Source organism: Endozoicomonas euniceicola (assembly GCF_025562755.1).
Taxonomy (GTDB): Bacteria; Pseudomonadota; Gammaproteobacteria; order Pseudomonadales; family Endozoicomonadaceae; genus Endozoicomonas_A; species Endozoicomonas_A euniceicola.
In genome coordinates, this window is record NZ_CP103300.1 from 3,284,969 (window position 1) to 3,311,355 (window position 26,387).

The window sequence follows — 26,387 nt, forward strand, 5'->3', positions numbered from 1 at the left end:
CGGCGCTTTGTCCGTCGAGATATTCCCACCTGATTGAGGCTGTCTGAATATTATCCAGACAGCATAGAACTTTTTCGTGCATCGACAGGTCAAACCCCTGTAAACAAAAAATGTTCAGTCAGTGAACCATCAGTGGACATTGCTGCTTTGTAGTAAATAAGAAAGAAAAACTGCCTTTCACCCAGAGTTAGGCTAAATATTTATAAGTTTCAATAGCTCAAGCTGTCGATCAAGCTTTTTCAGGAGCGTCTTGTGTTAATAGTAACTGAAACCCCCAGACTGCTAATTCGAACCTGGCAGGAAGGTGACCTGAAACCTTATGGTGAACTCATCGGTCACAATGATCTGCCCCAGCGGTTCAGCGATGACTCTCCCGCCTCCAAACCAGAAACAGAATTATGGCGTTACCAGATGGAACTGGATCAGAAAGGCTGGTCACGATGGGCTGTTGTTCATAAGGAAACGTATCGGCTGGTTGGCTATTGTGGCTTTTCCAATTACGGGAACAGCGTAGAGCTTAGCTGGCGTTTTCTGCCAGAGTTTCGCGGACGGGGATTGGTGCTTGAAGCGGTTCAGGCTGTTGCCAGGTTGGGCTTTGAGCGGTTTGGTTTCCGGGAAATTATCTCTTATACGGCACCCGACAATGAGTTTGCGGTCGATGTGATTCAGACGCTGGGTATGCATCTGGATGGCTTTGAAGGCTGGAGTAATATGACCGTTGCCCGGTATTGTCTGGAGTCCGCTGCATCGGCTTCTTCCTGAACCCTTTTTTTGAGATTGCTTTTTTTAGATTGTGCAAAGTGTTGCAGGATACGTCATGATGTTTTTGTACGCAGCCACACTAACAATGAGTCATGAGTACAGCACCAGCAGAAAGCCTCCGTTTTATTCACCTGTCTGATCCTCAGCTGATTCCTGCGGGCGAGATGAATTACGACATCAACCCACAGCTACGGATAAGACAATGTATTGATGCCATTTTGTCTGACTGCGCCAGCCTGCCATTGGATTTTGCTGTTATCACCGGTGACCTGACCCACTGGGGGGAAGAGGTCGCCTACAAGGTGCTAAGAGAGGAACTGAGTCGGTTGCCTTTTCCTGTTTATATGTTGATGGGGAACCATGACCATAGAGAAGCATTTTCAACGGTTTTTCCTGAACACCCTACTGATGATAACAGCGGGTTTGTTCAATATGTCCTGGACAGTGCAGCAGGCCGGATGATTTTCCTCGATACGCTGGATGCAGGAAAACGCAGCGGCGTTCTCTGCCAGCAACGGTTGCAATGGCTGGAGAGAAAACTGGCGGACTCGGAGGGGCAGCCTGTTTATCTATTTATGCATCACCCGCCGTTTACTGTCGGGTTGTCGGTAATGGACGACGATAATCTTGTAAATTCGGATGAGTTCCTGAAAATCGTGAACCCTTATCGGACGCAGATTCGACATATTTTCTTCGGGCATTTACACCGGACCGTGACAGGTAGCTGGCATGGCATCAGCTACTCCTGCCCTTTGTCGCCTGTTCATCAGACTGCTTTTGAATTTGATAATAAAAAGCCTGCTTACGTTTCGCCTGAGCCACCGGCCTACCATCTGGTTGAACTAAAACCGGAACAGGTTGTTGTGCATTCACGACTGTTTCTGCATAGTGAGCCCGCCATTGATAGTCGGTCCTGTTATCGCTACCAGTTGCATGATCAATCAAACAATGAGTGAGGAGCTATGTCCTACAACGACCCAACCTTGTTACAGCAATGGGAAGATACGTTTGTCGAGTTTTTGCGGGGGCGGGAGTCGGATGATGCTTCTCATGATATATCGCACTTCCAGAGGGTCTGGCGAACGACCCGGCGACTTCTCAAAGACGGTGATATCAGTGCCAATCAACTGGTTATTCTGACCGCCTGCTATTTTCATGACATTATTGTTCTTCCCAAGAATCACCCTCAGCGTTCAATGGCTTCAACGCTGGCAGCAGAAGAGACTGAACGCTGTCTGAAAGAGCTGGCATTTCCCCGGGATTTGATTGATGAGGTGTGTCATGCGGTGAAAACACACAGCTATTCGGCAGGTATTGAGCCAGAAACTATTGAGGCAAAGGTGGTTCAGGATGCAGACCGGATGGAAGCACTGGGGGCTATTGGTCTGGCCCGCTGTTTCTATACCGGCGGCAAGCTGAAACAGAAACTGTTTGATCCTGAAGACCCTTTGGCAACCCATCGTGAGCTGGATGACCGTAACTATTCCCTTGATCATTTTGAACTGAAACTGCTGAAGATTGCAGACAGTATGCAAACTGAAGCTGGAAAGCGGATGGCTGAGCGCAGCAGTCAGTTTATACGGGATTTTCGAGATCAGCTGTGTCGTGAGTTGCGGGGAGAGTATTAATTGAGCAATGTATAGACCGTTGTTTTTGCGTGTGCTCAGTGAATGCGTTTGAATTTAGTCTGGCTGGGGCGCTGATCTGGCTATTGACTCAAAGCCAGCTGCCCCACAGTAATATATTGTCCACTATCGTCGTGTTCTGCCTCCCACACATCAAGGGCAGTCTGCATATTCAGCCAGCTGCCCACGCTGGTTTTTGTGGCAATGGCGATCCGCATAGCCAGGTCACGGGTACAGGGTTTTTTCTGGTTGACGAACTCCGACAGGTGCTTGCGGGAAACACCCAGTACTTCAGCTGCTTTGGTTACGCTGATTCCGGCAGGTTCCAGCACATCCAGGCGAAACACCACACCGGGGTGAGTTGGCTTTCTGTTTCTGGTTCGGCTCATGGCTTATCCTTCCTTAATGATATTGCTCGTAGTCCACATTGGTTGCGTTGCTGAATCAAGGCGGTCAAGGCGGGTAGCCAGCCGTTGAGCATGTTTCGGATTTATTCCCTTGGTAGAGCCATCATAAAAATAGTCTTCCAACCCCTTATGCAGAAACCGCTTGATCGCCGTAATACACAACTTGTAACTGATATGGTTGCAGTTTGGGTTGTAACCGGTTCGGTGTCAATCTACCTATAAAGTACATATGAACCATACAAGTAAGGCATGTTATTTTCCGTAAGCTTTCCCGGGTATTCCTCTAGAAAGTTTCGTCAAGTAGCTGCTAACCAAACCCTTGCAAGATGAATAGACTTAGCGTCTATTTTTCGTTTTGAGACTTCTAACCGTGTTGAAAAAAATAACAGCGATTTCTCTGGTGGCTTCCATGGGCTTTCTCGGGGGGTGCGCCACTATGAGTGAGTCTGAGTGCCTTAACGCTGACTGGCAGTTAATTGGTTTTGAAGATGGCCTGAATGGCTACTCTATGTCCCGGATTGGTGATCATCGCAGTGCCTGCGCTGAATACTCTATTGTTCCAAGCCAGGCGCTATACCAGCAGGGTTTTGAAGCAGGCTTGAGGCAGTTTTGTACGCCGACTAATGCTTATGATTACGGAAAGAGTGGCAGAACCTATAACCACCAGTGTCCGGCAGATTTGCACAATGAGTTTCTGAAGTATTACAACCAGGGGCAAGAGTTTTACGCTGTCGAGAAATCTATTCGGGATTACGGTTACAAAATTGCTGACGCAAAGAAAAAAATAGAGAAGCTGGAAAAGAAAATTCTCGACAAGGAAGCCAGAATTATCAGTGACGACAGTTCGGCAGAGGAACGCTTGAGACTGGTAGGCGATATTAAGCGACATAAAGAAGAGATTGGTCATTTGAGAACCGCAAAGACAGCTGACGAGCGTAAGCGGGCGGTAAAAGAAGAAGAACTGTCCCGACTTCAGGCTCCGGCAGTCTGATTGGCTGAAAGTGTCTTACTGCCTCCCTCTGGTATATTCCAGATAGAGGCAGTTTATTGGAAAAGAGCTAGATAATAGAGGTGAGGGTATCTATCAGGTGTACGGTTTGCTGTTTATTCCCAAGGCTAATTCGTAACCCAAGCCTGGAGTGATGGTCCATTTTCGGGCGAACCAGTATGTTGGCTTTTTTCAGCGTTTGTTCGACCAGCGAAGGCGAGTCAAAAAAAACCCAGACATAATTGGCCACAGACGGCCAGTACTCAATATTCCGCGTATCCAGAAATTCTTCAAGCATTGGCTTCGAGACGCCAAGAACCTCTTTCACATACTCCTGTGTATATTCTGGATTGGTCAGCGCAGCATTAATAGCAACCACTGCCAGCTGGTTCACGTCATAAGGTCCACGGACATTCAGTAGCGCGTTGATATTGTCTTTGCTGGAAATAATGTACCCCAGTCGTACAGATGGAAGCCCCCAGGTTTTAGAGAAAGTGCGGGTGACCAGCAGGTTAGGGTATTGCTGAACAACGTCACAAACCGTTTGCCGGGTATATTCGAAATAGCATTCATCCACCAGAATCGCAGCCCCAGGCGCAGCTTTGGCAATCTCCAGAATGTCATCTCTTGCGATTGGAGTTCCGCAAGGGTTGTTTGGGTTAGCCAATACAATCAGCCGGGTTTTATCGGTAATCGCATTTATGACGGCCTGTTTAGGAAAGCCGTTTTCTCTGGAATAGGCCGGTTCGATAATATTCAGATTTTCAATGTTCGCGCACTGGTGATACATGGCGAATGTTGGTCCGGGGATAATAGCTTCGCCGCCCTCTCTGGAGGCTGACCGGATAATCAGGTCGATACCCTGGTCGGAACCGTTGGTGGTCATGACCTGATCAGGCTTTACTCCGCAATAGTCGGCTATTTTCTGGGTAATGTCCCCATAAGCAGGATAAACCTGCAGCTGGTCATCGTTAATAAAATCGATCAGGGCTTTTTTGATGGCTGGAGATACTGGCAGAGTCCGTTCGTTGAAATCCAGCAACAGGTGCTGGTGGTTATCCCGATCTTCCAGTGGTGGTTTGTAAGCTCCCATTTGTGAAATGTGGGATTTGAAAATACTCATTAGCATTGCACCTGTTCATTTCATTTATAAGTATCGAAAAAAGGCTCCACACAGTCTGTGTGGAGCTTAACAGGTGATCTATCAGAGTTCAGTTTTTGTTGTTAACTTTGGAGAGTCTTTAAAAAAACTGAATACTTTAAAATTCTCTGTTCGGCTTATCCAGCTGCTATAAGGGCCTGTTTTGAAAATTGGAAAAATTGCAGCTTTGGGGACGATTGTCCAGTTCCCGGTTTCCACATCTTTAAAGCCAACAGGACTGGTTGCTACCAGTGGTACAAGATCCTCTTCCTTCATGCCATTATTCAATGCATCCGTTGCTGCATCAGAATCAAGAAGTCTAAGCTGTGCCATGGACACGCTGCCAATACAGACTATGTGCGCACTGGGGGTAAAACTTGCCATTCGTCCCAGGGTGCAGTCTTCAACCAGTGTTCGATAGTGTGACTCTTTATCTTTTGAGTAATCCACCGTTATCGTGTTGATGTCTAGCCCTTCTTTTATTTGATGCCCGGAGTATCTTGGCAGGCGATGTCCGAATCCCAGCATTAGTTTGTAAACAAAATTGGAAATATCCTGACCGTGTTGTTCATCGATACCTGTATCTCCTTCCCCCCAGGCGAAAGACCGATGATAGTTACGCTCAGAACCGGCATAATCTGGATAGTGAAAGATTCTATTGTGTAGTTCTTGCAGGTAATTCTGAATGGTTGGATTAATGGGTACCTGCTTAACGTGATAATTCAGGTCTACGATTTTGTCTTTGGAAAGGAGTGTAGCTTCGGTCAGCTTTGCACTATAGACTGTCCCGGTCTTGTCATTAAATGGAATGGTTTCTCCACCCCGGCCCTCTCGCTTTGCCAGCTGATAAGTGCCATCGTTTTTATGCAGAGGCATGGTGCCAGGCATCAGCATTTTGAAGTCGCCTTCGTGAAATTCTCGCTCAACTCTTCCTGTTCTTACAATTTCGGGCCTGCTTGTGACCAGACGTTCGAACTCTTCTATATCTGACTGGCTTAACCGTCCTATATGCCGCGAGCGTACGAACTTCAGACCAAACTCTTCTCGCCAGACAAGAAGCCATGAGTCTTGATTAGGGTTGATCTCAGGGCGTAAGTCCAACAACTGCCCAAAAATATAAACCGGTGTGTTAGCTGGGATGCGTGTGCTTGAGGACTTCTGGTCTGTAGCGGTATTGGCTGTTTTTGCCAAATCTTTTGTCAGCGGTATGTCAGTGGGAACAAAAAGGGCATCGGCATCGCTGATTGTTACTCCCCTGGCTTTGGGGTCATAAGTCTGTAGAAAAGAACCACGATCGACCAGGTCTAGAAAGTCTTCTTTGTGGGCGGCAAAACCAGACTGGTCAATGAGTGGATTAGCAAACACTCTACTGATCATCTTTTTTGCCGCTTGTTTGATGTCGCTGTTTTCCTCGATCACAGAATTGATCTGCTTTTCATCCCAGGGAGACAACAGTGAGGAAACCAGGTTATTTTTAGCAACTTTCCCTAGTGACTGCTGTGGCTCAAGCCCTAGTGTATTAGCAAGTTTATATAGGTCTTGCAGTCCTTTATAGAGAGTGCCCTGCTGATCATCTGGGGAATAGGCGTATAAATTTATAGACAGTGCTGAAGCTGCCAACATCAGTGAAAAAACGCTGTATTTCATAAAGGCCTCTTAATCTTTTTTGAATTCATCTGAACTTTAGTCGTGTACGTGCATTTTAGAGCGGTTTTCAATCGCTGAATTTTTATATGCACGTTATTCAATCTCTGTCGTGGACTTTAGATGGAAGAGTTCAAGGAAAGTTCTCCGGGACTCTGAAAGAGCAGGGTTAAAGGCTTATTAGCAAAATCGTCGTAAACCCTCGCCCAATGCGGGCGGGGATATAAGACGGGAAGGCGCAGAGCCTTCCGCCATCAATCTGGTGTACTCTGGCTATTAACGTAGTCCTTCAGAGTCTCGATAGTTGCACCGCCAGCACTGCAAGCAAAGTAAGACCTTGACCACATTAAGCCTGCTTTGCTCTGAGCAGTAAGGTGGGTATTCAGCATTCGCAACCGTCTTGATGATGTTGATTTGAGATTATTTACCATGACACTGATAGCCAGTTTTGGTGGGTAGGCCACCAACAGGTGTACGTGATCTTTTTCGCCATCCATTTCAAGTAACTGGCATTCCAGTTTTTCACATGCACTCTCGAACGACTCCCGTAACTGCTTGATCATATAGCCATCAAAAAGCTTTCGCCTGTACCTTGTCGTGAACACCAAATGAACAACCAGCTTGGTAACGCTATGTCGTTTGCGAAGATATCCTTTAAGCAAATCTTTATTGCGTGCGCTCACTTGAAAACCTCTTTCAAATACCTGTAATATAAAGTTTATATTAATGAGCACTGAAATAACGTTCCATGCTGAGAGCCACCAAAGTACGAATCTATCCAACATCAGAGCAGGCGGAATTTCTCGACCGTCAGTTTGATGCTGTGCGGTTCGTATGGAACAAGGCCCTGGCTATTAAGGTTCATTATTACAAGGTTCGTGGGCAGAGCCTTTCTCCCAAAAAACACCTGAAGCCCTTGCTGGCAAAAGCCAAGAAAAGCCGAAAGTACTCATGGCTGAAAAACGCTGACTCTATTGCACTGCAACAGGCCACTATCAATCTGGATACGGCCTTTCAAAACTTTTTCAATCCCAAATTGCAGGCAAGATTTCCTCGCTTCAAGAAAAAGCATGGCAAGCAAAGTAGCTAACATTGTACGTCTGTCTCTGTGGGCGATAACGGGATAAAAATCCCCAAGTGCAAGCCCATAAGGGCTAAAGTGCATCGTGAAATAGTGGGTAAGGTGAAGTCTGTCACCCTGAGCAGAACGCTAACCGGCAAGTATTTTGCCTCCATATTGGCTGATGATACCCAGGAACAACCAAAACAGATTGATAATCTTGAAGCTAATCAGGTTGTCGGTGTTGATATGGGGATTACTGATCTGGCTATCACCAGTACCGGCCATAAGACTGGCAATCCTCGCTTTCTGAAAAAAGCACAACGTAACCTGAAAAGAAAACAACAGGCTCTATCTCGCTGCAAGAAAGGCTCAAAAGGTAGGCACAAAGCCCGTTTATTGGTGGCAAAGGCGCATGAGCGTGTAGCCTTTGCCCGTAATGATTTTCAGCGTAAGCTATCAAAACAACTCATCGACGAAAACCAAGCGGTGATTGTGGAGACACTGAAAGTTAAAAACATGCTCAAGAACAAGCGTCTTGCTCGTTCTATTGCTGATGCTGGCTGGCACTCACTGATAACCAAACTCGAATACAAGGCAAAGCAGGAAGGTAAACATCTGGTGAAGATAGACCAGTGGTTTGCATCCTCTAAAACTTGCTCAGTCTGCGATTTGAAACAGGAAAAAATGCCATTGAGAATCCGATCATGGGAGTGTAGCTGTGGTGCTATCCATGACCGGGATATTAATGCAGCTCGCAATATCAAGAAGCAAGGCATATTGAAATTAAAGGCGGAAGGACTGTCCGTTTCTGCTGATGGAGGCTTGCGTAAATCCGGCAGACTGTCGGTTGCTGCCTAAGAAATCAGAAGCCTCACCCGATAGGGTGGGGAGCAGTCACCAGGTCGGGCTATCGATAGGCACGTTACTGAATATACTGGCCGGGAGTGGTGCCCGTCTGTTTGCGGAAAAAGCTGACAAATGCGCTGTCACTGGAAAATCCCAGGGCGCTGGCGACCTGCATGACGCTGTGTTGCTCTGCCAGTAATTCAATGGCTTTTAGCAGCCGCCACTGCTGACGCCAGCTTTGGTAAGGCATACCGGTTTCCTGCTGAAAGATGCGGCTGATGGTCTTTTCGCTGGCACCGACATGACGGCTCATGATGTTTAGAGGCTCCGGCAGTTGTTTACCGGCTTTCAGAGTCTCCAGCCAGTGTTGCAACCGCTGGTCGCAAGGGAAGGGTAGTTGCAGGTTTTCAGTCGGGGCAGACAGCAACTCCTGCTGGAACAGGGTGAGCAGGGGAGCCTGTTGCTCAATGTTTTCATCCCATGGCCAGAAAGCGATCCGCTCTATCATTGCTTTTAGCAACTCATTAACACCGATCACAACTACCTGGTCAGGTAGGTCTGCAAAATAATCCGGGTTGAAAAAGATGGAGCGGTAGGCGACAACGTTCCGCATAACGGCGCAATGCTGAATGCCTGCCGGTATCCAGGCGGCCAGGGTCGGGGGCAGTACACATTGTTTGTTGTCGAGGGTGATGCTCATACATCCTGAAGGGGCGTAAAGTAGCTGCGACATCCGGTGCTGGTGCATACCGGAGTCGTGGTGCGCTGTCCGGGCAGCAAAGCCAATAACCGGGTTATCCAGCTGATCCGGATTGAAAGGATGATGTTCATTAACCAGTGCCATATGTCCCTATTTTAACATTTCTTGTCCCTATGATGATAATCAGACGAATTGTTGATGAGTACACTTGTGCTCCTGTTATTGGCTTCAAACCGGAGTAGGAAGTGGTAGAGAAACCCCATCGACTGTTATTGGTGACACTGCTGATGTTTCCCCAGATTGTGGAAACGATTTATAGCCCGGTATTGCCTGATATTGCTGCTGGCTTTGGTGTCAGGGTTGAGGAGGCTGCCCAGACACTGTCGGTTTATTTTTTGGCCTTCGCTGTGGGCGTTTTTTTCTGGGGCTATCTTTCTGATCGCATCGGTCGGCGAAAAGCCATGCTTTATGGTCTGATAGTGTATGGCTGCGGTGCTCTGCTGGCATTATTCACGCATCGTTTTGAATGGTTAATGCTGGCAAGGGTTGTTTCGGCCTTTGGAGCAGCAGTGGGTTCTGTCGTCACGCAGACCATTCTGCGTGACTGTTATGAGGGGAGTGAACTGGCCGCAATTTTTTCCCTGATGGGGATGGGGATTGCCCTCAGTCCGGTGATAGGGCTGGCTAGTGGTGGTTTGCTGGCTGACCGCTTTGGTTATCAAGGTGTTTTTCTGGTGTTGTGTCTCCTGGCGATTCTTCTCTGGCTGACCTCCCTTAAGTGGTTGCCTGAAACCCACCGCGGTCAGGGGGTACGAGTCAGTTCGAGGGCGGTAGGTCGACGCATGGTTCTGGATAAACGACTGTGGGCAAGTATGGCGCTGGTGGCCCTGTTTAACCTGATGGTGTTCAGCTATTACTCTCTGTCGCCTTTTCTTTTTGAAAGCCTGGGGTATGGGCCGACAGAGTTTGGTTATAGTGGGGTTGTCCTGGCTATAGGTTCGGTAGCAGGCAGTCTGTTGAATAAAAGATTGCTAACCCGATTATCGCCTGATTCGCTGGTGTTGTTGGCCGCTTTATTGGCTGTGGTCGGGGGAGCTGGTGTCTGGTGTTTGCAGGATACCCTGATGTTCCTGCTGCCAATGGTGCTGGTTATGATCAGTTTTGGTATTGCCATTCCTAACATTGTTAGCCAGGCTCTGGTCGATTATCGTCAGGTAGTCGGTACTGCTGGTGCTTTTTTTGGGCTGGGCTATTACCTGATGCTGGGAGTTCTGCTGGGCATTGCCGGTCTGGTTCAGAGTATTGGGCTGGTTCTGCTGGTGGCAGGCTTGATTAGCCTGATATTGGCATGGAGATCATGCAAGGGTTTCCAGAGAAAGTTCACGGGGAGTTTGAGGGAGCGGGTTTCAGGGCATATCATGCAGGCAGAATAGAATTGGGACTGTCGATGGAAAAGTTACTGAACCTGTTGGCTGATGGCCACTTCCACTCCGGGGAAGAGCTGGGAGAAACTCTGGGAGTTAGTCGGGCGGCTGTCTGGAAAAAACTTAAAGCACTGGAAGAGCTGGGTCTGTCGCTGGACTCCGTTCGGGGCAAAGGCTATCGCCTTGGAAACGGAGTAGAATTGCTTGACCGGAAAAAGATTGAGGCAGGGTTGGATGAGTCGCTGTGTCATGCAATAGAGAATCATGCAGTAACACTGCACACCTGCTTCAGCACCGGTTCTACCAATGATCTGGTAAAAGAAGTGAGCGATGGTCAACCTGGGCGCATGACATTTTGCCTGGCAGAGCATCAAACCAGTGGTCGGGGCAGGCGAGGCAGAACCTGGGTCAGCCCTTTTGGCTCGACCATTTCCATGTCTGCAAACTGGAGAATCAGTGAAGGTACTGCTTCACTGGAAGGCCTGAGTCTTGCCGTCGGGCTTGCTGTACTAAAAGCTCTGGAGGCTAATGGCGCAAGAAACCTTGAGTTGAAATGGCCAAACGATGTGTTGTGGCAAGGAAAAAAACTCAGCGGTATATTGCTTGAGGTGCATGGCGACCCTACGGGGGAATGCGATGTCATTATTGGTATTGGTATCAATATAAAGCTCAGTGAAGAACAGAAAAAAGGGATTGGACAGCCGGCTGTTGATCTCTATCAGGTGTGTGGTAAAGCGGTTAGCCGCAATGCTGTGGTGGCGCAGCTCATTAATACGCTTAGCCACATGCTGGAAGGTTTTTCACACGGTGGCTTTGCTTTGTATAAAGACCAGTGGAGTGAATACGACGCTTTCAGGGGGCAGGAGGTGAGTGTCGAAGTAACGGGTCGAAAGGAAAAGGGTTTGAATGTCGGAGTTAATGAACAGGGTGGTTTGCTGATAAAAACGGAAACCGGTGTCAAAGTGTTTAACGGTGGTGAGGTTTCGTTGAGGAAATCATGAGAACACTTCAGTTCGATGCGGGCAATACCCGCTTAAAATGGTTGCTGCGGGAAAATGGCCAGCCCGCCAGTTCAGGTTTTTTCTGTAACACGGAGGACTGGGATACAGTACTTCCCGGTTTTCTTGATACAGTTGGCAGGCTGGATCAGGTGAGTGTTTCCATTGTGTCTGGAAATGAACGATTTGAGCAGATCAAAAAGCATGTCCTGGCGACTCAGACTGTCCCTTTATATAAAGCAGCGGCAAAAAAAGTATCGGCTGGCGTGACCTTGTCTTACGACGAACCTGAAAAACTGGGGGTGGATCGCTGGCTGGCCATGCTGGCTGCCCATGCAACCAAAACACAGGACAGTAAAGTCGTTGTCGATTGCGGTACGGCCATCACTATTGATGTACTGGATAAAACCGGGCTGCATCTGGGGGGGTATATTGTTCCGGGTATTAGCCTTATGAAAAAAACTCTGGCGTCCAATACGGGGAAGCTCAAATATATTGAATCAACCGATAACAATGATCTTACCCTGGGAAGAAATATGGTTGATTGTATTCAGCATGGTGCGCTGGCTATGTCGCTGGCGCTGATTGATCGGGTTGTGGCTCAATATCCCGGTTCCCGCGTTATTCTCTCCGGAGGTGATGGCGGTCAGCTTGAACCGTTAATCGATGTCTATAAAGAAGGAAGGGTGAGTTTAATGCCTGACCTGATAATGGACGGTTTGGAAATAGCAGTCAGGGAAGAAAGAAAAGGATGCGCTGGATAATATTGTTACTGCTGCTCATGAATACAGGTTACTTTGCCTGGGGAACTTACCAGCAGTCACAGAGTCGTTACGCTAAAGCAGTAGTATCAGAGCCTGAGAAACCTCAGGGAAAACGACTGGTTCTCTGGTCGGAAAGTGGCAAAAACCTTCCTAAATCCGATCTTCTGCCTGAACCGGTAGAAAGAAGTGAGTATTCTGAGCCAGAGACTGCCCGCAATAGCCAATGCCTTGTTGTGGGGCCCTTCGACTCATCCGCTAAAGCGGATGAAATGCAGCAGCGGCTTTTTTCCCTTGGGGTGACCAGCTCAGAGCGATCCGATAATGAAGCAAACAGTTACGACCACTGGGTACATATTCCGCCGCTTGCAGGCAGGGATGCGGCTATTCGGCTGCTGCGGGAACTCCAGGGCCAGGGGATCGATAGCTTTGTTATTACACAGGGAGAACTGACCAACGGAATATCCCTCGGGCTTTTCAGTAAAGAAGCTTCGGCTAATAAAGTCAGTAGTCGTTTATTAGCGGCAGGCTATGAAACCCGGATCAAGCGTCTGGCAAGGCAACCGCAAACCTACTGGCTGGAACTGGCAGCTAAACAGGCTGATAAAGTGACTGACGCTATGTGGGAAAATTTTGCGAAAGAATACAACGGTCTGAAAGTATTAGAAAAAAGCTGCAAAGGGATTGCAACCGAACCATCAATTCACTAATATACGCCTGCGCTTCGGGGACATCCAGGCAAAGCAAGGCAATCAGCTTAACTGGTAAGTAGTTAGTCGATTGAGTTTTCAAATAACTCACTGAGTTAAACGTTGAAAACAACAGCTTGACTTTGAAATGTCGCCGGATACAATAGCGCAGCGTTCGGTGGGGTTCCCGAGCGGCCAAAGGGATCAGACTGTAAATCTGACGCGAAAGCTTCGCTGGTTCGAATCCAGCCCCCACCACCAAATTCTTGTCTTCGATCTTGAAATCATGGAAGATTGAAGGCTGTGTGAGTATCACAAGATGTGAGTCTCGCTATGCGTTTTATGTTGCGGGTATAGTTCAATGGTAGAACCTCAGCCTTCCAAGCTGATGATGCGGGTTCGATCCCCGCTACCCGCTCCAATATTAATCTTGTCCGCTTATTAGTTAAGTGCGGTCAGGAAGTTGCTCTTATAGCTCAGTTGGTAGAGCGCATCCTTGGTAAGGATGAGGTCACCGGTTCAAATCCGGTTAAGAGCTCCAGAAGCATAGGGGTAGATAGAGGATTTTATCTGCCCCTTATTTTTATGCCTCACAGATCAAAAATAATAACGCTTTTCAGATAGGGTATGGTCAATTATAATTGGTCGGTCCTTGTGTCTAGAAGAGCAAAGTAAGGCGCTCGTAGATACAGGCCAGTAGTTCAATTGGTAGAGCACCGGTTTCCAAAACCGGCTGTTGGGGGTTCGAGTCCCTCCTGGCCTGCCATTTCTTGATTCAAGCCTTCACTCTTTTACCATGTTTACTGTTTTTGGGTGGGGCTTTTCTAGAGAGAAAATCAAACTAATGAGTGGAAAACCAGAAGTGGCGGCTGAAGGTCGTCTTGATGGCCTTAAGTGGGGTCTGGTATTTGCCCTGGTCGCTGTTGGCGCTTACGGGAATTATTACTTCTCTGCTGAGTCTATTCTTTACCGCGTTGTAGCCTTGCTGGCTCTGGGCGCTGTTGCTGGCTATATTGGTCTGCAAACAGTGAAGGGCGGTGCCTTCTGGAACCTCGTTAAAGATGCCAAGGTCGAGATTCGCAAGGTTGTTTGGCCTACACGCCAGGAAACTGTGCAAACCACGCTGATTGTTGTCGCCGTGGTTATTGTTATGGGTCTCATTTTATGGGCGCTCGATTCTCTGCTAGGCTGGGCTATCAGCAGCTTGATTGGATAGGGAAAGAACTATGGCGAAGCGTTGGTATGTAGTGCATGCCTACTCCGGCTACGAAAAGCAGGTAATGCGTTCGCTGAAAGAGCGAGTGCAGCGGTTCAGCATGGAGGATCTCTTTGGTGAGATTCTGGTGCCTACCGAAGAAGTAGTCGAGATTCGGAACGGTCAGAAACGCAAAAGTGAGCGTAAGTTCTTTCCTGGCTACGTGTTAGTTCAGATGGAAATGAACGACGATAGCTGGCATCTTATTAAAGATACGCCGCGAGTGATGGGCTTTATTGGCGGCACAGCCGACAAGCCAGCGCCGATCACCGAGAAAGAGGCGGACGCTATTCTTCAGCGTGTTCATGAAGGGGCCGAGAAGCCTCGTCCGAAGACGCTGTTCGAACCTGGTGAGATGGTTCGTGTTATTGACGGTCCTTTTGCGGACTTCAATGGTGTGGTTGAAGAAGTGAACTATGAAAAGAGTCGCCTGCATGTGGCGGTAATGATTTTCGGTCGCTCCACACCGGTAGAGCTGGAATTCTCCCAGGTCGAGAAAGTCTGAGAGACAGATTTTTATAATGAAACCCTGCACTGGTTGGTGAATCACCAAACGATGCAGGGTTTTTATCTAAGGGCATGATTGCGAGCGAGAGCTTCGGATAGTGCCCTGTTAATGGGTAGCTGAACTGATTAGCTGAATGATGGGTTGAAATAACCTGCATGGCTATTCATGGAAGCGTTGACCCGATGTAGAGGTTGCAATGGCTAAGAAAGTCGAAGCTTACATCAAACTGCAGGTACCTGCAGGTAAAGCTAATCCTTCCCCACCCGTAGGTCCGGCACTGGGTCAGCACGGCGTGAACATCATGGAGTTCTGTAAGGCGTTTAACGCTAAGACTCAGGAACTCGACGCTGGTATGCCTGTACCCGTTGTGATCACTGTTTACGGTGACCGCAGCTTCACGTTCGAAACCAAGACTCCACCTGCTTCTGTACTGCTGAAGAAAGTACTGAAGCTGAAGAAAGGTTCTGGCCGTCCTAACACTGAAAAAGTGGGTACTGTTACTCGTGAACAGCTGCTGGAAGTTGCCAAGATCAAAGAACCTGATCTGACCGCTGCTGACGAAGATGCGGCTATCCGCACTATCGCTGGTTCCGCTCGTTCCATGGGTCTGAATGTGGAAGGTGTAGAATAATGGCGAAGATGTCCAAGCGCGCAAAAATGATTGCTGAGAAGGTTGAAGCGACCAAGGCTTACTCCTTCGAAGAAGCTGCAAACCTTCTGAAAGAGGTTTCCAGCGTTAAATTCAAAGAATCTGTAGAAATCGCTGTCAACCTGGGTGTGGATCCTCGTAAATCCGACCAGGTTGTACGTGGCTCTTCTGTTCTGCCAAACGGTACTGGTAAAGACGTTCGTGTTGCTGTGTTCACACAGGGCGCTAACGCTGAAGCTGCTAAAGCTGCTGGTGCAGACATCATTGGTATGGACGATCTGGCTGCTCAGGTCAAAGCTGGCGAACTGAACTTCGACGTTGTTATTGCTTCTCCGGACGCAATGCGTGTTGTTGGTCAGCTGGGTCAGATTCTGGGTCCACGTGGCCTGATGCCTAACCCTAAAGTGGGTACTGTAACGCCTAACGTTGCTGACGCGGTTAAGAACGCTAAAGCAGGTCAGGTTCGTTTCCGTACTGACAAGAACGGTATCGTTCACGCTGGTATCGGCAAGATCGATTTCGATGCGGCTTCCCTGAAGCAAAACGTTGAAGCGCTGATGGCTGAGCTGAAGAAGCTGAAGCCTGCTACCAGCAAAGGCGTTTACATGAAGAAGGTTACCCTGTCCTCTACTATGGGCCCGGGTCTGACCATCGACATTGCATCTCTCGAGATCTAATTAAGGGCATTTGTCTTTCAGACAGCTGACCTGAGTTGCAGGTGGTCAGAGGAACTGGCTACCCGTAACCCAAAAGACTTTGGGGTCTCCGGTTTCGGAGGTCGTCAAAGATCGTAGGTGCAAAGACCTGTTCCTGCTTGAGTTCAATCGGGTGGGGTTCGTCTAAGGGATGGACAAAAAGGTTGGCGCTTAATTTCCTGCGTAGACGGTGAACACGGATTTAGAACAATTTTCTGAATTCAGTGACCCATCACCGTATTGTAAGTCCCTGATGCATAGCTTTTATATAGATTGTATGCAGCAGGGTTAACTTCGGATATTTGGAGTAAAGCCCATGGCGTTAGGACTCGAAGACAAGAAGGCGATTGTCGCCGAAGTCAGCGAGGCTGCACAAAGCGCTCTGTCGGCTGTTATTGCGGATTACCGTGGTCTGACTGTTGGTCAAATGACCGAACTGCGTAAGCAAGCCCGTGACGGTGGCGTATACCTCAAGGTTGTACGTAACACTCTGGCTCGCCGTGCAGTTGAAGGCACTGATTTTGAGTGTCTGCAGGACGTCCTGGTAGGTCCAACAGTTCTGGCCTTCTCTCAGGAAGATCCGGGCGCGGCCGCGCGTCTGATTAAAGACTTCGCTAAAGAGAACAAGGAACTGGAAGTTAAGGCACTGTCCATCTCTGGACAGGTTCTGGGCGCAGAGCAGATTGATGTTCTGGCTAAGATGCCTACTCTGGACCAGGCTCGCGCAATGCTGATGAGCGTAATGATTGCACCTGTAACCAAGCTGGCACGAACTCTGAACGAGTTCCCGGCAAGCATTACACGTGTAGTGGCAGCTGTTGCCGACGAGAAGAAGAAAGCCGCTTAATCGTCTTTTTGACTGTTAGAGCTTACTGCTTTCTCTCGTTTTTAAATGAATTTCGGGGCTTATACCCCAACCCAATTTTTTGGAGATATAGACATGGCACTGTCTAAAGAAGATATCCTGAATGCAATCGCTGAAATGTCCGTAATGGACGTTGTTGAGCTGGTTGAAGCAATGGAAGAGAAGTTCGGCGTTTCCGCTGCTGCTGCTGTTGCTGCTGCTCCAGTTGCCGCTGAAGCTGGCGCTGCTGCTGAAGAAAAGACTGAGTTCGACGTAATCCTGACTGGCGCTGGCGACAAGAAAGTCAACGTAATCAAGGTTGTACGTGCTGCTACCGGCCTGGGTCTGAAAGAAGCTAAGGGCATCGTTGACGGCGCTCCAGCTCCTCTGAAAGAAGGCGTGAGCAAGGACGAAGCTGAAGAGCTGAAGAAGCAACTGGAAGAAGCTGGCGCTTCCGTAGAAGTCAAGTAATTCTACGTAAAGTTGCATAATCCGGGGTCTATTGCATAATAGTCTCAGGTGGGCTGGTGCCTGAATGGCACCGGCCTTTTTCCCGTTGTATGAGCTGTATCGTTTTGCTACTTAAAGCAATGATGAGCTCAGGCAGTCATAAATGAAAATATTTCGTCACCGTTTTTGTGCAGGTTTGTATGAATATTGCGCAAGCGCAGGTGGGGAAATTTTTTTTTATGGCACTAGCTATATCTCGTTGCGAAATAAAGTGACGGAGATATAGGTAAAAACCCTGAAAATGATATGGAAGACATGTACACTGGTAGGTTCCGGAGTCGTTCTGGGCGGACAGGTGTACGGTTTGGATCACTTCAGGGGGTGTCAGTCATGACGACTGGCATTGGTTGCACGAGTGGCGGAAGGTTCAGTTAGCCAGACGCTAAAGCTCATGCAACGGTTTAACGGTTGTTAATCACCGTATTCATTGGGTGTCAAAAGGGGGCCACCCGCCCTCATCAAAACCTAGATGGCCAGACCAGACGGTCTGAAGCCAGGACCAGGTGACCAAGCTGGGGAACGCTGATGGCATACTCGTATACAGAGAAAAAACGCATCCGCAAAGACTTCGGCAAACTGCCGCATGTCATGAATGTGCCGTATCTTCTGGCGATTCAGCTTGATTCTTATCACAAGCTGCTGCAAACCGGAAAAGAGCCGGCCGCGCGTGAAGACATTGGTCTGCACGCTGCCTTCAAGTCCGTATTTCCAATTGTTAGTTACTCAGGCAATGCGGCGCTGGAATATGTGAGCTACAGGCTCGGTACTCCAGCTTTTGATGTCAAGGAATGTCAACTTCGTGGTGTCACTTACGCAGTACCTCTGCGGGTAAAAGTGCGCCTGATTATCTATGACAAAGACTCCGCCAACAAGGCGATCAAGGACATCAAGGAACAGGAAGTCTACATGGGCGAAATTCCGCTCATGACTGAAAACGGTACCTTTGTAATCAATGGTACTGAACGTGTAATCGTATCCCAGCTGCACCGTTCTCCGGGCGTGTTCTTCGACCACGACCGTGGTAAGACTCACTCTTCCGGTAAGCTGCTGTACTCCGCTCGCGTTATTCCTTACCGTGGCTCATGGTTGGATTTTGAATTCGATCCAAAGGATCAGCTGTTCGTACGAATTGACCGTCGTCGTAAGCTGCCTGCCACTATTCTGTTGCGTGCCCTGGGCATGGGCAACGAAGAAATTCTGGATTACTTCTTCGACACAGTACCTTTCCAGATTGGCTCAGAAAATGTCAGTACTGATCTGGTGGCCGATCGTCTGCGTGGTGAAGCGGCCAGCTTTGACATCAAGGACAACGAAGGTAATGTGATCGTTGAGATGGGTCGTCGTGTGACTGCACGTCACATCCGCCAGCTGCAAAAAGCAAACATCCAGCGTATCGAAGCTCCGGTAGAGTATGTCTACGGTAAAATCCTGGGTAAGACCGTTGTGCACCAGGCGACGGGTGAGATCGTTGTTGACTGTAACACCGAAATCACTCCGGAAGTTTACGAAAAACTGCTGGCTGCTGGCGTTAAGCAGATTGAAACCCTGTACACCAACGAGTTGGACTGTGGTTCCTATATTTCTGACACCCTGCGTGCCGACACCACTACCAACCGCCTGGAAGCACTGGTAGAAATCTACCGTATGATGCGTCCGGGTGAGCCACCTACTCAGGAAGCTGCAGAAGCCCTGTTCGGTAACCTGTTCTTCTCTGCCGAGCGCTATGACTTATCTGGCGTTGGTCGTATGAAGTTCAACCGTCGACTGGGTCGTGAGTCGGATACTGGTCCGGGTGTGCTGGATAATCAGGATATCGTTGATACTCTGAAAACCCTGGTAGACATTCGCAACGGTAAAGGTGTTTGTGACGATATCGACCACCTTGGTAACCGTCGTGTCCGTTCCGTGGGTGAAATGGCTGAAAACCAGTTCCGTGTTGGTCTGGTGCGTGTTGAGCGCGCCGTTAAGGAGCGTCTGAGCCTGGCTGAGTCTGAAGGCCTGATGCCTCAGGACCTGATCAATGCCAAGCCAGTGGCGGCTGCTATCAAAGAGTTCTTTGGTTCCTCCCAGCTGTCTCAGTTTATGGACCAGAACAACCCGCTGTCCGAAGTAACTCACAAGCGTCGTGTATCTGCGTTGGGCCCGGGCGGTCTGACTCGTGAACGTGCAGGCTTTGAGGTTCGGGACGTACACGCTACTCACTATGGGCGGGTTTGTCCGATCGAGACCCCTGAAGGTCCAAACATCGGTCTGATTAACTCCCTGGCGACTTACGCTCGCGCCAACGACTATGGCTTCCTGGAATCTCCATACCGTAAGGTAGTGGACGGTCAGGTCACTGAGCAGGTGGATTACCTGTCTGCGATCGAAGAAGGCGAGTTCGTTATCGCGCAGGCTTCTGCCGGCCTGGATAATGACAACCGTCTGACCGAAGAACTGGTTAACGTACGTCACCGTGGTGAAACTCACCTGATGGGCCCGGAAAAAGTTCAGTACATGGACGTTTCCACCAAACAGGTAGTGTCTGTAGCGGCATCCCTGATTCCATTCCTTGAGCACGACGATGCTAACCGGGCCCTGATGGGATCGAACATGCAACGTCAGGCGGTTCCAACCCTGCGTGCTGACAAGCCGCTGGTTGGTACGGGTATGGAGCGCAATGTTGCGTCCGACTCCGGCGTCTGTGTTGTGGCTCGTCGTGGTGGCTATGTTGATACCGTTGACGCCGCTCGAATTGTTATCCGTGTCAACGATGACGAAGTTCAGCCAGGCGAAGCGGGTGTAGACATCTACAACCTGACTAAGTACACACGTTCTAACCAGAACACCTGCATCAACCAGCGCGCGCTGGTTAAAAACGGCGAGCGTATCGCTGCAGGCGATATCCTGGCTGACGGTCCTTCCGTCGACATGGGTGAACTGGCTCTGGGTCAGAACATGCGCGTGGCGTTCATGCCATGGAACGGTTACAACTTCGAGGACTCCATCCTCATCTCTGAGCGTGTGGTTCAGGAAGACCGTTTCACTACCATCCACATTCAGGAACTGACCTGTGTGGCGCGTGATACCAAACTGGGACCAGAAGAGATCACTTCTGATATTCCAAACGTAGGTGAGTCCGCTCTGAACAAGCTGGACGAAGCCGGTATCGTGTACGTAGGTGCTGAAGTAGGCGCAGGTGACATTCTGGTCGGCAAGGTTACGCCTAAGGGTGAAACCCAGCTGACTCCGGAAGAAAAACTGCTGCGTGCCATCTTCGGTGAGAAAGCCTCTGACGTTAAAGATACGTCTCTGCGTGTACCGACCTCTGTTAAAGGTACCGTGATTGACGTACAGGTATTCACCCGTGACGGCGTTGAAAAAGACAGCCGCGCCCAGGCCATCGAAAAGGCGGCACTGGACGAATACCGTAAAGACCTGAACGAAGAGTTCCGTGTGGTTGAGGAAGATACCTTCGACCGTCTGCGTGAAGCTCTGCGTGGTCAGTCTGTAGATCGTGGTCCGGCTCTGGCGAAGGGCGACACTATCTCTGACGAATACCTGGACGGACTGGAACACGAACAGTGGTTCAAACTGTCCATGTCTGAAGAAACGCTGAACGAACAGCTGGACCTGGCCAGAGAACAGCTGAAAGAACGTCGTGCCCAGCTCGACGAGCGCTTCGAAGACAAGAAGAAAAAACTGCAAACCGGTGACGACATGGCACCAGGCGTGCTGAAAATCGTTAAGGTTTACCTGGCTATCAAACGTCGCATCCAGCCTGGTGACAAGATGGCGGGTCGTCACGGTAACAAGGGTGTTATCTCCATCATCATGCCTGTGGAAGACATGCCACACGATGCGGAAGGTAACCCGGTTGATATCGTACTGAACCCTCTGGGTGTACCGTCCCGTATGAACGTTGGGCAGGTACTGGAAACTCACCTGGGTGCGGCAGCTCGTGGTCTGGGTCACAAGATCAATCGTATGATTGAGTCCCAGAAGAAAGTCGCTGAAATCCGTGACTTCCTGGATCAGGTCTACAATGGCGTAGGCGGCAGCCGTCGTCAGGAAGATCTGGATTCTTTCTCTGATGAAGAGATCATGGATCTGGCGAAGAACCTGCGTGGCGGTGTTCCAATGGCAACTTCCGTATTCGACGGTGCCAAGGAATCCGAAGTTAAGGAGCTGCTGCGTCTGGCTGACATGAGCGACACCGGTCAGGTGACTCTGTTTGACGGTCGTACAGGCGACTCTTTTGACCGTCCGGTAACCGTTGGTTACATGTACATGCTGAAGCTCAACCACCTGGTTGATGACAAGATGCACGCACGTTCTACCGGTTCTTACTCTCTGGTTACCCAGCAGCCGCTGGGTGGTAAGGCCCAATTCGGTGGTCAGCGATTCGGTGAGATGGAGGTATGGGCGCTTGAAGCGTACGGTGCCGCCTACACCCTGCAGGAAATGCTGACAGTTAAGTCCGATGACGTGGCTGGTCGTACCAAGATGTATAAGAATATCGTCGATGGGGACCACCGTATGGAGCCCGGAATGCCTGAATCCTTCAACGTACTGTTGAAAGAGATTCGCTCTCTGGGTATCGACATCGAGCTGGACACCGAATAACAAAACGCGAGGGAAGGCAGTCGGGAAGACTGCCTTTCATTGCGAGGAGATGCGATCTTGAAAGACTTGCTGAATCTACTCAAGACCCAGGGCCAAACTGATGAGTTTGACTCTATTCGTATCGGTCTGGCTTCCCCAGAGATGGTACGTTCCTGGTCTTACGGCGAAGTTAAAAAGCCGGAAACCATCAATTACCGTACGTTCAAGCCTGAGCGTGACGGCCTGTTCTGTGCCAAGATTTTTGGCCCAGTTAAAGATTATGAGTGCCTGTGCGGTAAGTACAAGCGCCTGAAGCACCGTGGAGTTATCTGTGAGAAGTGTGGCGTAGAAGTCGCACTGGCTAAAGTACGTCGTGACCGTATGGGTCACATCGAACTGGCCAGCCCGGTGGCTCACATCTGGTTCCTGAAGTCCCTGCCATCCCGTATCGGTTTGCTGCTGGACATGACCCTGCGTGATATCGAACGTGTTCTGTACTTCGAATCTTACGTAGTGGTTGATCCGGGTATGACAACACTGGAAAAAAACCAGCTGTTGTCTGACGAGCAATACTACGAAGCTCTGGAAGAGTTCGGCGACGACTTTGACGCGCGCATGGGTGCGGAAGCGATCAAAGCCCTGCTGAACGACATCGACCTGGGCGAAGAAGTGGAAATGCTGCGTGAAGAAATTCCGCAGACTAACTCTGAAACCAAGCTGAAGAAACTGTCCAAGCGTCTGAAGCTGGTTGAGGCGTTCCACAAGTCCGGTAACAATCCGGAATGGATGATTCTGACCGTTCTGCCGGTTCTGCCGCCCGATCTGCGTCCTCTGGTACCTCTGGATGGCGGTCGTTTTGCGACGTCCGACCTGAACGATCTGTATCGTCGAGTCATCAACCGTAACAACCGTCTGAAGCGTCTGCTCGACCTGAACGCGCCAGACATCATTGTCCGCAACGAAAAGCGTATGCTGCAGGAATCTGTAGACGCGCTGCTGGACAACGGTCGTCGTGGTCGTGCGATTACCGGTTCTAACAAGCGTCCTCTGAAATCCCTGGCTGACATGATCAAGGGTAAGCAGGGTCGTTTCCGTCAGAACCTGTTGGGTAAGCGTGTAGACTACTCCGGTCGTTCGGTAATCACCGTAGGTCCTACCCTGCGTCTGCACCAGTGTGGTCTTCCTAAGAAGATGGCTCTGGAGCTGTTTAAGCCGTTCATCTTCGGCAAGCTGGAAGCCAAAGGTCTGGCGACCACTATTAAGGCTGCCAAGAAGATGGTTGAGCGCGAAACACCTGAGGTGTGGGACGTTCTGGCTGACGTAATCCGTGAACACCCGGTGATGCTGAACCGTGCGCCAACCCTGCACCGTCTTGGTATCCAGGCGTTCGAACCGGTTCTGATCGAAGGTAAAGCGATTCAACTGCACCCACTGGTGTGTGCGGCGTACAACGCTGACTTTGACGGTGACCAGATGGCGGTACACGTACCACTGACTCTGGAAGCCCAGCTGGAAGCCCGTGCCCTGATGATGTCCACCAACAACATCCTGGCACCTGCGAACGGCGAACCTATTATCGTACCTTCCCAGGACGTGGTACTGGGTCTGTACTACATCACTCGTGAGCGTATCAACGCCAAGGGTGAAGGCATGGCGTTCGTGGATATCCGCGAAGTGATGCGCGCTTACCGTACCGGCGCTGTTGAGCTGCACGCCCGGGTTAAAGTACGTGTCAGCGAAAAATACAAAGACGACGATGGTGTAGAACACGATCGTACCTTCCTGGCGGACACCACTGTAGGTCGTATGATCCTGTGGGAAATCGTTCCGGAAGGTCTGCCTTTTGAACTGGTCAACCAGACCATGAAGAAGAAGGCCATCTCTCGTCTGTTGAACACCTGCTACCGTAACGTTGGTCTGAAAGAAACCGTTATCTTTGCTGACCAGATGCTGTACCTTGGTTTCAACTACGCAACACTGTCCGGCGCATCCATCGGTGTGAATGACTTCGTTATCCCTGATAACAAGAAGGACATCATCCGTGACGCCAATGAAGAAGTTCGTGAAATCGAAAACCAGTTTGCTTCCGGTCTGGTAACAGCGGGCGAGAAGTACAACAAGGTGATCGACATCTGGTCCCGCGCCAACGAAATGCTGGCCAAGTCCATGATGGACAACCTGAAATCCGACACCGTTCTGAATAAGCAGGGCGAAGAGGAAGAACAGGAATCCTTCAACAGCGTTTACATGATGGCGGACTCCGGTGCTCGTGGTAGTGCCGCACAGATTCGTCAGCTGGCAGGTATGCGTGGTCTGATGGCCAAGCCAGACGGCTCCATCATCGAGACCCCAATTACCGCGAACTTCCGTGAAGGTCTGAACGTACTGCAGTACTTCATCTCTACCCACGGTGCTCGTAAGGGTCTGGCGGATACCGCTCTGAAAACCGCGAACTCCGGTTACCTGACCCGTCGTCTGGTAGACGTGGCGCAGGATCTGGTGGTGACGGAAGACGACTGTGGTACCACCAACGGTCTGATGATGACACCGCACATTGAAGGCGGTGACGTGGTTGAACCTCTGGGTGAACGTATCCTGGGTCGTGTTGTGGCCGTGGACGTATTCAAGCCTGGTACTGAAGACGAGATTGCTATTCCAGCCGGAACCCTGATCGATGAAGCCTGGGTTAAGCGCCTGGAAGGCATGAACGTCGATGAAATGAAAGTACGTTCTCCGATCAGCTGTGACACTCGCCACGGTATCTGTGCCAAGTGCTACGGTCGTGACCTGGGTCGTGGACATCTGGTGAACAAGGGTGAAGCGGTTGGTGTTATCGCTGCTCAGTCTATCGGTGAACCGGGCACACAGCTGACCATGCGTACCTTCCACATCGGTGGTGCTGCATCCCGTAACGCTGCTCAGGACAACATTACTGTTAAGAACAAGGGTGTTGCCCGTCTGCTTAACATGAAGTCCGTTGAGCGTAAAGACGGAACCCTGGTTTCTGTCAGCCGTTCCGGTCAGCTGGCGATTGCCGATGAATTCGGTCGTGAGCGTGAGCGCTACAAGCTGCCTTATGGTGCTGTCGTATCCGTTAAGGAAGACGCTGAAGTCGCTTCCGGTCAGGTGGTGGCGAAGTGGGATCCACACACGCACCCAATCGTGACCGAACTGTCCGGTACCGTTAAGTTTCTGGGCTTTGAAGAAGGCATCACCGTTAAGACTCAGACTGATGAGCTGACCGGTCTGTCCAACATCGAAGTGCTGGATCCGAAGGATCGTCCTTCTGCTGGTAAGGACATTCGTCCTGCGATTCAGCTGCTGGATGCCAATGGTAAAGAGCTGAAGCTGCCTAACACTGACGTGCCTGCGCAGTACTTCCTGCCAGCAAACGCCCTGGTGAACCTGGCTGACGAGGCCACTGTTGAAGTGGGTGATATCGTTGCCCGTATTCCACAGCAGTCCGGCGGTAACAAGGATATCACCGGTGGTCTGCCACGAGTGGCCGACCTGTTTGAAGCGCGTAAGCCGAAAGAGCACTCTATCCTGGCTGAAATCACCGGTACTATCGGTTTCGGTAAGGAAACCAAGGGTAAGAAGCGTCTGGTGATCACTCCAAACGACGGTAGCGATCCGTACGAGGAGCTGATTCCTAAGTGGCGTAACCTGAACGTGTTCGAGGGTGAGCAGGTGACCAAAGGTGAGGTTATCTCCGATGGTCCTACCAACCCCCACGACGTTCTGCGTCTATTGGGTGTGAGTGACCTGGCCCGCTACATCGTTAACGAAATCCAGGACGTATACCGTCTGCAGGGTGTAAAGATTAACGATAAGCACATCGAGACGATTTTGCGTCAGATGCTGCGTAAGGTTGAGATTTCTGATACCGGTGACTCCACGCTGATCCGTGGTGACCAGACTGAGTACACGACGGTACTGGAAGAGAACGATCGTCTGGTTGCAGAAGATAAGTTCCCTGCCAAGTTCGAGCGTGTGCTGCTGGGTATCACTAAAGCGTCTCTGGCAACCGAGTCCTTCATCTCTGCGGCTTCCTTCCAGGAGACCACACGAGTGCTGACTGAAGCGGCGGTAACCGGTAAGCGTGATTACCTGCGCGGTCTGAAGGAAAACGTTGTGGTTGGTCGTCTGATTCCGGCAGGTACTGGTCTTGCTTACCACGCTGAGCGTAAGAAAGGTCGTGAAGAGCCAGAATTTGAAGCACCCGTCAAAGTGTCTGCTTCTGACGTGGAAGCCGCTCTGTCTGAAGCGCTTAACTTCGGCGAAGCGTGATAAG

Annotated in this window: 23 protein-coding genes and 4 tRNA genes; 22 read left to right on the forward strand and 5 right to left on the reverse strand. The window is 49.9% G+C overall.

The window, feature by feature from the left end; genetic code table 11:
- The first annotated feature begins 252 nt into the window (after nt 1-252).
- The 3 genes from NX720_RS13110 (at nt 253) to NX720_RS13120 (ending at nt 2,390) form a co-directional block, all read left to right on the forward strand.
- Nucleotides 253-762: a GNAT family N-acetyltransferase gene (locus NX720_RS13110; protein WP_262595282.1), complete on the forward strand. Its 510-nt coding sequence runs from the start codon at nt 253-255 to the stop codon at nt 760-762.
- A gap of 92 nt (nt 763-854) precedes the next feature.
- Nucleotides 855-1,718: a phosphodiesterase gene (locus NX720_RS13115; RefSeq protein WP_262595283.1), complete on the forward strand. Its 864-nt coding sequence runs from the start codon at nt 855-857 to the stop codon at nt 1,716-1,718.
- Nucleotides 1,719-1,724: 6 nt separating this feature from the next.
- Nucleotides 1,725-2,390 carry a phosphohydrolase gene (locus NX720_RS13120; RefSeq protein WP_262595284.1) on the forward strand — a complete coding sequence of 222 codons (666 nt, stop codon included), beginning with the start codon at nt 1,725-1,727 and terminating at the stop codon, nt 2,388-2,390.
- An 80-nt stretch (nt 2,391-2,470) separates the two neighbouring features.
- On the opposite strand, the gene NX720_RS13125 is transcribed toward NX720_RS13120, so the two are convergent.
- Nucleotides 2,471-2,776, reverse strand: coding sequence for a HigA family addiction module antitoxin (locus NX720_RS13125; protein WP_262595285.1), 306 nt, complete (start codon nt 2,774-2,776; stop codon nt 2,471-2,473).
- A gap of 388 nt (nt 2,777-3,164) precedes the next feature.
- Between NX720_RS13125 and NX720_RS13130 the strand changes: the two genes are divergently transcribed.
- A complete protein-coding gene (locus tag NX720_RS13130; RefSeq protein WP_262595286.1) occupies nt 3,165-3,785 on the forward strand; it encodes a DUF2799 domain-containing protein in 621 nt (206 codons plus the stop codon).
- 67 nt (nt 3,786-3,852) lie between these two features.
- Here NX720_RS13130 and NX720_RS13135 read toward each other — a convergent pair whose 3' ends face one another.
- The 3 genes from NX720_RS13135 to tnpA form a co-directional block, all read right to left on the reverse strand.
- A complete protein-coding gene (locus NX720_RS13135) occupies nt 3,853-4,905 on the reverse strand; it encodes a pyridoxal phosphate-dependent aminotransferase (RefSeq protein WP_262595287.1) in 1,053 nt (350 codons plus the stop codon).
- 81 nt (nt 4,906-4,986) lie between these two features.
- Nucleotides 4,987-6,570 carry a hypothetical protein gene (locus NX720_RS13140; protein WP_262595288.1) on the reverse strand — a complete coding sequence of 528 codons (1,584 nt, stop codon included), beginning with the start codon at nt 6,568-6,570 and terminating at the stop codon, nt 4,987-4,989.
- A 251-nt stretch (nt 6,571-6,821) separates the two neighbouring features.
- A complete protein-coding gene (gene tnpA / locus NX720_RS13145; RefSeq protein ID WP_262595289.1) occupies nt 6,822-7,250 on the reverse strand; it encodes an IS200/IS605 family transposase in 429 nt (142 codons plus the stop codon).
- A gap of 65 nt (nt 7,251-7,315) precedes the next feature.
- Between tnpA and NX720_RS13150 the strand changes: the two genes are divergently transcribed.
- On the forward strand, nt 7,316-7,657 hold the full coding sequence (locus NX720_RS13150; protein ID WP_262595290.1) for a helix-turn-helix domain-containing protein: 342 nt from the start codon (nt 7,316-7,318) through the stop codon (nt 7,655-7,657).
- 18 nt (nt 7,658-7,675) lie between these two features.
- Entirely contained in the window at nt 7,676-8,488 is an 813-nt protein-coding gene (locus tag NX720_RS13155) for an RNA-guided endonuclease InsQ/TnpB family protein (RefSeq protein ID WP_262595291.1), read from the forward strand.
- 64 nt (nt 8,489-8,552) lie between these two features.
- On the opposite strand, the gene NX720_RS13160 is transcribed toward NX720_RS13155, so the two are convergent.
- Entirely contained in the window at nt 8,553-9,320 is a 768-nt protein-coding gene (locus NX720_RS13160; protein WP_262595292.1) for an AraC family transcriptional regulator, read from the reverse strand.
- Between the two features lie 101 nt (nt 9,321-9,421).
- On the opposite strand from NX720_RS13160, the gene NX720_RS13165 reads away from it, so the two are divergent.
- The 16 genes from NX720_RS13165 to rpoC all read left to right on the forward strand — a co-directional run bounded on the left by NX720_RS13165 (nt 9,422) and on the right by rpoC (nt 26,383).
- A complete protein-coding gene (locus NX720_RS13165) occupies nt 9,422-10,609 on the forward strand; it encodes a multidrug effflux MFS transporter (protein WP_262595293.1) in 1,188 nt (395 codons plus the stop codon).
- 14 nt (nt 10,610-10,623) lie between these two features.
- Complete coding sequence (birA, locus tag NX720_RS13170; protein ID WP_262595294.1) at nt 10,624-11,601, forward strand: bifunctional biotin--[acetyl-CoA-carboxylase] ligase/biotin operon repressor BirA; 978 nt, start codon at nt 10,624-10,626, stop codon at nt 11,599-11,601.
- Nucleotides 11,598-12,362, forward strand: coding sequence for a type III pantothenate kinase (locus tag NX720_RS13175; RefSeq protein WP_262595295.1), 765 nt, complete (start codon nt 11,598-11,600; stop codon nt 12,360-12,362). Before birA ends, NX720_RS13175 begins: the two co-directional genes overlap by 4 nt.
- Before the next feature lie 17 nt (nt 12,363-12,379).
- Nucleotides 12,380-13,069 carry an SPOR domain-containing protein gene (locus tag NX720_RS13180; protein ID WP_262595296.1) on the forward strand — a complete coding sequence of 230 codons (690 nt, stop codon included), beginning with the start codon at nt 12,380-12,382 and terminating at the stop codon, nt 13,067-13,069.
- Nucleotides 13,070-13,225: 156 nt separating this feature from the next.
- Nucleotides 13,226-13,309 (forward strand) — tRNA-Tyr (locus NX720_RS13185).
- An 86-nt stretch (nt 13,310-13,395) separates the two neighbouring features.
- Nucleotides 13,396-13,469, forward strand: a tRNA-Gly gene (locus NX720_RS13190).
- A gap of 44 nt (nt 13,470-13,513) precedes the next feature.
- A tRNA-Thr gene (locus NX720_RS13195) sits at nt 13,514-13,589 on the forward strand.
- A gap of 149 nt (nt 13,590-13,738) precedes the next feature.
- A tRNA-Trp gene (locus NX720_RS13200) sits at nt 13,739-13,814 on the forward strand.
- Nucleotides 13,815-13,892: 78 nt separating this feature from the next.
- Nucleotides 13,893-14,264, forward strand: coding sequence for a preprotein translocase subunit SecE (secE, locus tag NX720_RS13205; RefSeq protein WP_034877889.1), 372 nt, complete (start codon nt 13,893-13,895; stop codon nt 14,262-14,264).
- Between the two features lie 10 nt (nt 14,265-14,274).
- Nucleotides 14,275-14,808 (forward strand): transcription termination/antitermination protein NusG, encoded by a 534-nt coding sequence (nusG, locus tag NX720_RS13210; RefSeq protein WP_262595297.1) that lies wholly within the window; start codon nt 14,275-14,277, stop codon nt 14,806-14,808.
- Between the two features lie 199 nt (nt 14,809-15,007).
- Nucleotides 15,008-15,442 carry a 50S ribosomal protein L11 gene (rplK, locus tag NX720_RS13215; RefSeq protein WP_262565531.1) on the forward strand — a complete coding sequence of 145 codons (435 nt, stop codon included), beginning with the start codon at nt 15,008-15,010 and terminating at the stop codon, nt 15,440-15,442.
- Nucleotides 15,442-16,137, forward strand: coding sequence for a 50S ribosomal protein L1 (gene rplA / locus NX720_RS13220; protein ID WP_262595298.1), 696 nt, complete (start codon nt 15,442-15,444; stop codon nt 16,135-16,137). Before rplK ends, rplA begins: the two co-directional genes overlap by 1 nt.
- Before the next feature lie 334 nt (nt 16,138-16,471).
- Nucleotides 16,472-17,002 carry a 50S ribosomal protein L10 gene (gene rplJ / locus NX720_RS13225; RefSeq protein WP_262565533.1) on the forward strand — a complete coding sequence of 177 codons (531 nt, stop codon included), beginning with the start codon at nt 16,472-16,474 and terminating at the stop codon, nt 17,000-17,002.
- Between the two features lie 93 nt (nt 17,003-17,095).
- The gene (gene rplL / locus NX720_RS13230; RefSeq protein ID WP_262595299.1) at nt 17,096-17,470 is read left to right on the forward strand and encodes a 50S ribosomal protein L7/L12; all 375 of its coding nucleotides are present in this window, start codon (nt 17,096-17,098) and stop codon (nt 17,468-17,470) included.
- A 564-nt stretch (nt 17,471-18,034) separates the two neighbouring features.
- Complete coding sequence (gene rpoB / locus NX720_RS13235; RefSeq protein WP_262595300.1) at nt 18,035-22,114, forward strand: DNA-directed RNA polymerase subunit beta; 4,080 nt, start codon at nt 18,035-18,037, stop codon at nt 22,112-22,114.
- Nucleotides 22,115-22,171: 57 nt separating this feature from the next.
- Complete coding sequence (gene rpoC, locus NX720_RS13240; protein ID WP_262595301.1) at nt 22,172-26,383, forward strand: DNA-directed RNA polymerase subunit beta'; 4,212 nt, start codon at nt 22,172-22,174, stop codon at nt 26,381-26,383.
- The last annotated feature ends 4 nt before the right edge of the window (nt 26,384-26,387 follow it).

Bases quoted from the DNA above. Each gene is read 5' to 3' on its own strand.
- NX720_RS13115 (WP_262595283.1), top strand. From the start codon at position 855: ATGAGTACAGCACCAGCAGAAAGCCTCCGTTTTATTCACCTGTCTGAT.
- NX720_RS13120 (WP_262595284.1), top strand. From the start codon at position 1,725: ATGTCCTACAACGACCCAACCTTGTTACAGCAATGGGAAGATACGTTT.
- NX720_RS13125 (WP_262595285.1), bottom strand. From the start codon at position 2,776: ATGAGCCGAACCAGAAACAGAAAGCCAACTCACCCCGGTGTGGTGTTT.
- NX720_RS13135 (WP_262595287.1), bottom strand. From the start codon at position 4,905: ATGAGTATTTTCAAATCCCACATTTCACAAATGGGAGCTTACAAACCA.
- NX720_RS13140 (WP_262595288.1), bottom strand. From the start codon at position 6,570: ATGAAATACAGCGTTTTTTCACTGATGTTGGCAGCTTCAGCACTGTCT.
- NX720_RS13150 (WP_262595290.1), top strand. From the start codon at position 7,316: ATGCTGAGAGCCACCAAAGTACGAATCTATCCAACATCAGAGCAGGCG.
- NX720_RS13160 (WP_262595292.1), bottom strand. From the start codon at position 9,320: ATGGCACTGGTTAATGAACATCATCCTTTCAATCCGGATCAGCTGGAT.
- birA (WP_262595294.1), top strand. From the start codon at position 10,624: ATGGAAAAGTTACTGAACCTGTTGGCTGATGGCCACTTCCACTCCGGG.
- NX720_RS13175 (WP_262595295.1), top strand. From the start codon at position 11,598: ATGAGAACACTTCAGTTCGATGCGGGCAATACCCGCTTAAAATGGTTG.
- NX720_RS13180 (WP_262595296.1), top strand. From the start codon at position 12,380: ATGAATACAGGTTACTTTGCCTGGGGAACTTACCAGCAGTCACAGAGT.
- secE (WP_034877889.1), top strand. From the start codon at position 13,893: ATGAGTGGAAAACCAGAAGTGGCGGCTGAAGGTCGTCTTGATGGCCTT.
- nusG (WP_262595297.1), top strand. From the start codon at position 14,275: ATGGCGAAGCGTTGGTATGTAGTGCATGCCTACTCCGGCTACGAAAAG.
- rplK (WP_262565531.1), top strand. From the start codon at position 15,008: ATGGCTAAGAAAGTCGAAGCTTACATCAAACTGCAGGTACCTGCAGGT.
- rplA (WP_262595298.1), top strand. From the start codon at position 15,442: ATGGCGAAGATGTCCAAGCGCGCAAAAATGATTGCTGAGAAGGTTGAA.
- rplJ (WP_262565533.1), top strand. From the start codon at position 16,472: ATGGCGTTAGGACTCGAAGACAAGAAGGCGATTGTCGCCGAAGTCAGC.
- rplL (WP_262595299.1), top strand. From the start codon at position 17,096: ATGGCACTGTCTAAAGAAGATATCCTGAATGCAATCGCTGAAATGTCC.
- rpoB (WP_262595300.1), top strand. From the start codon at position 18,035: ATGGCATACTCGTATACAGAGAAAAAACGCATCCGCAAAGACTTCGGC.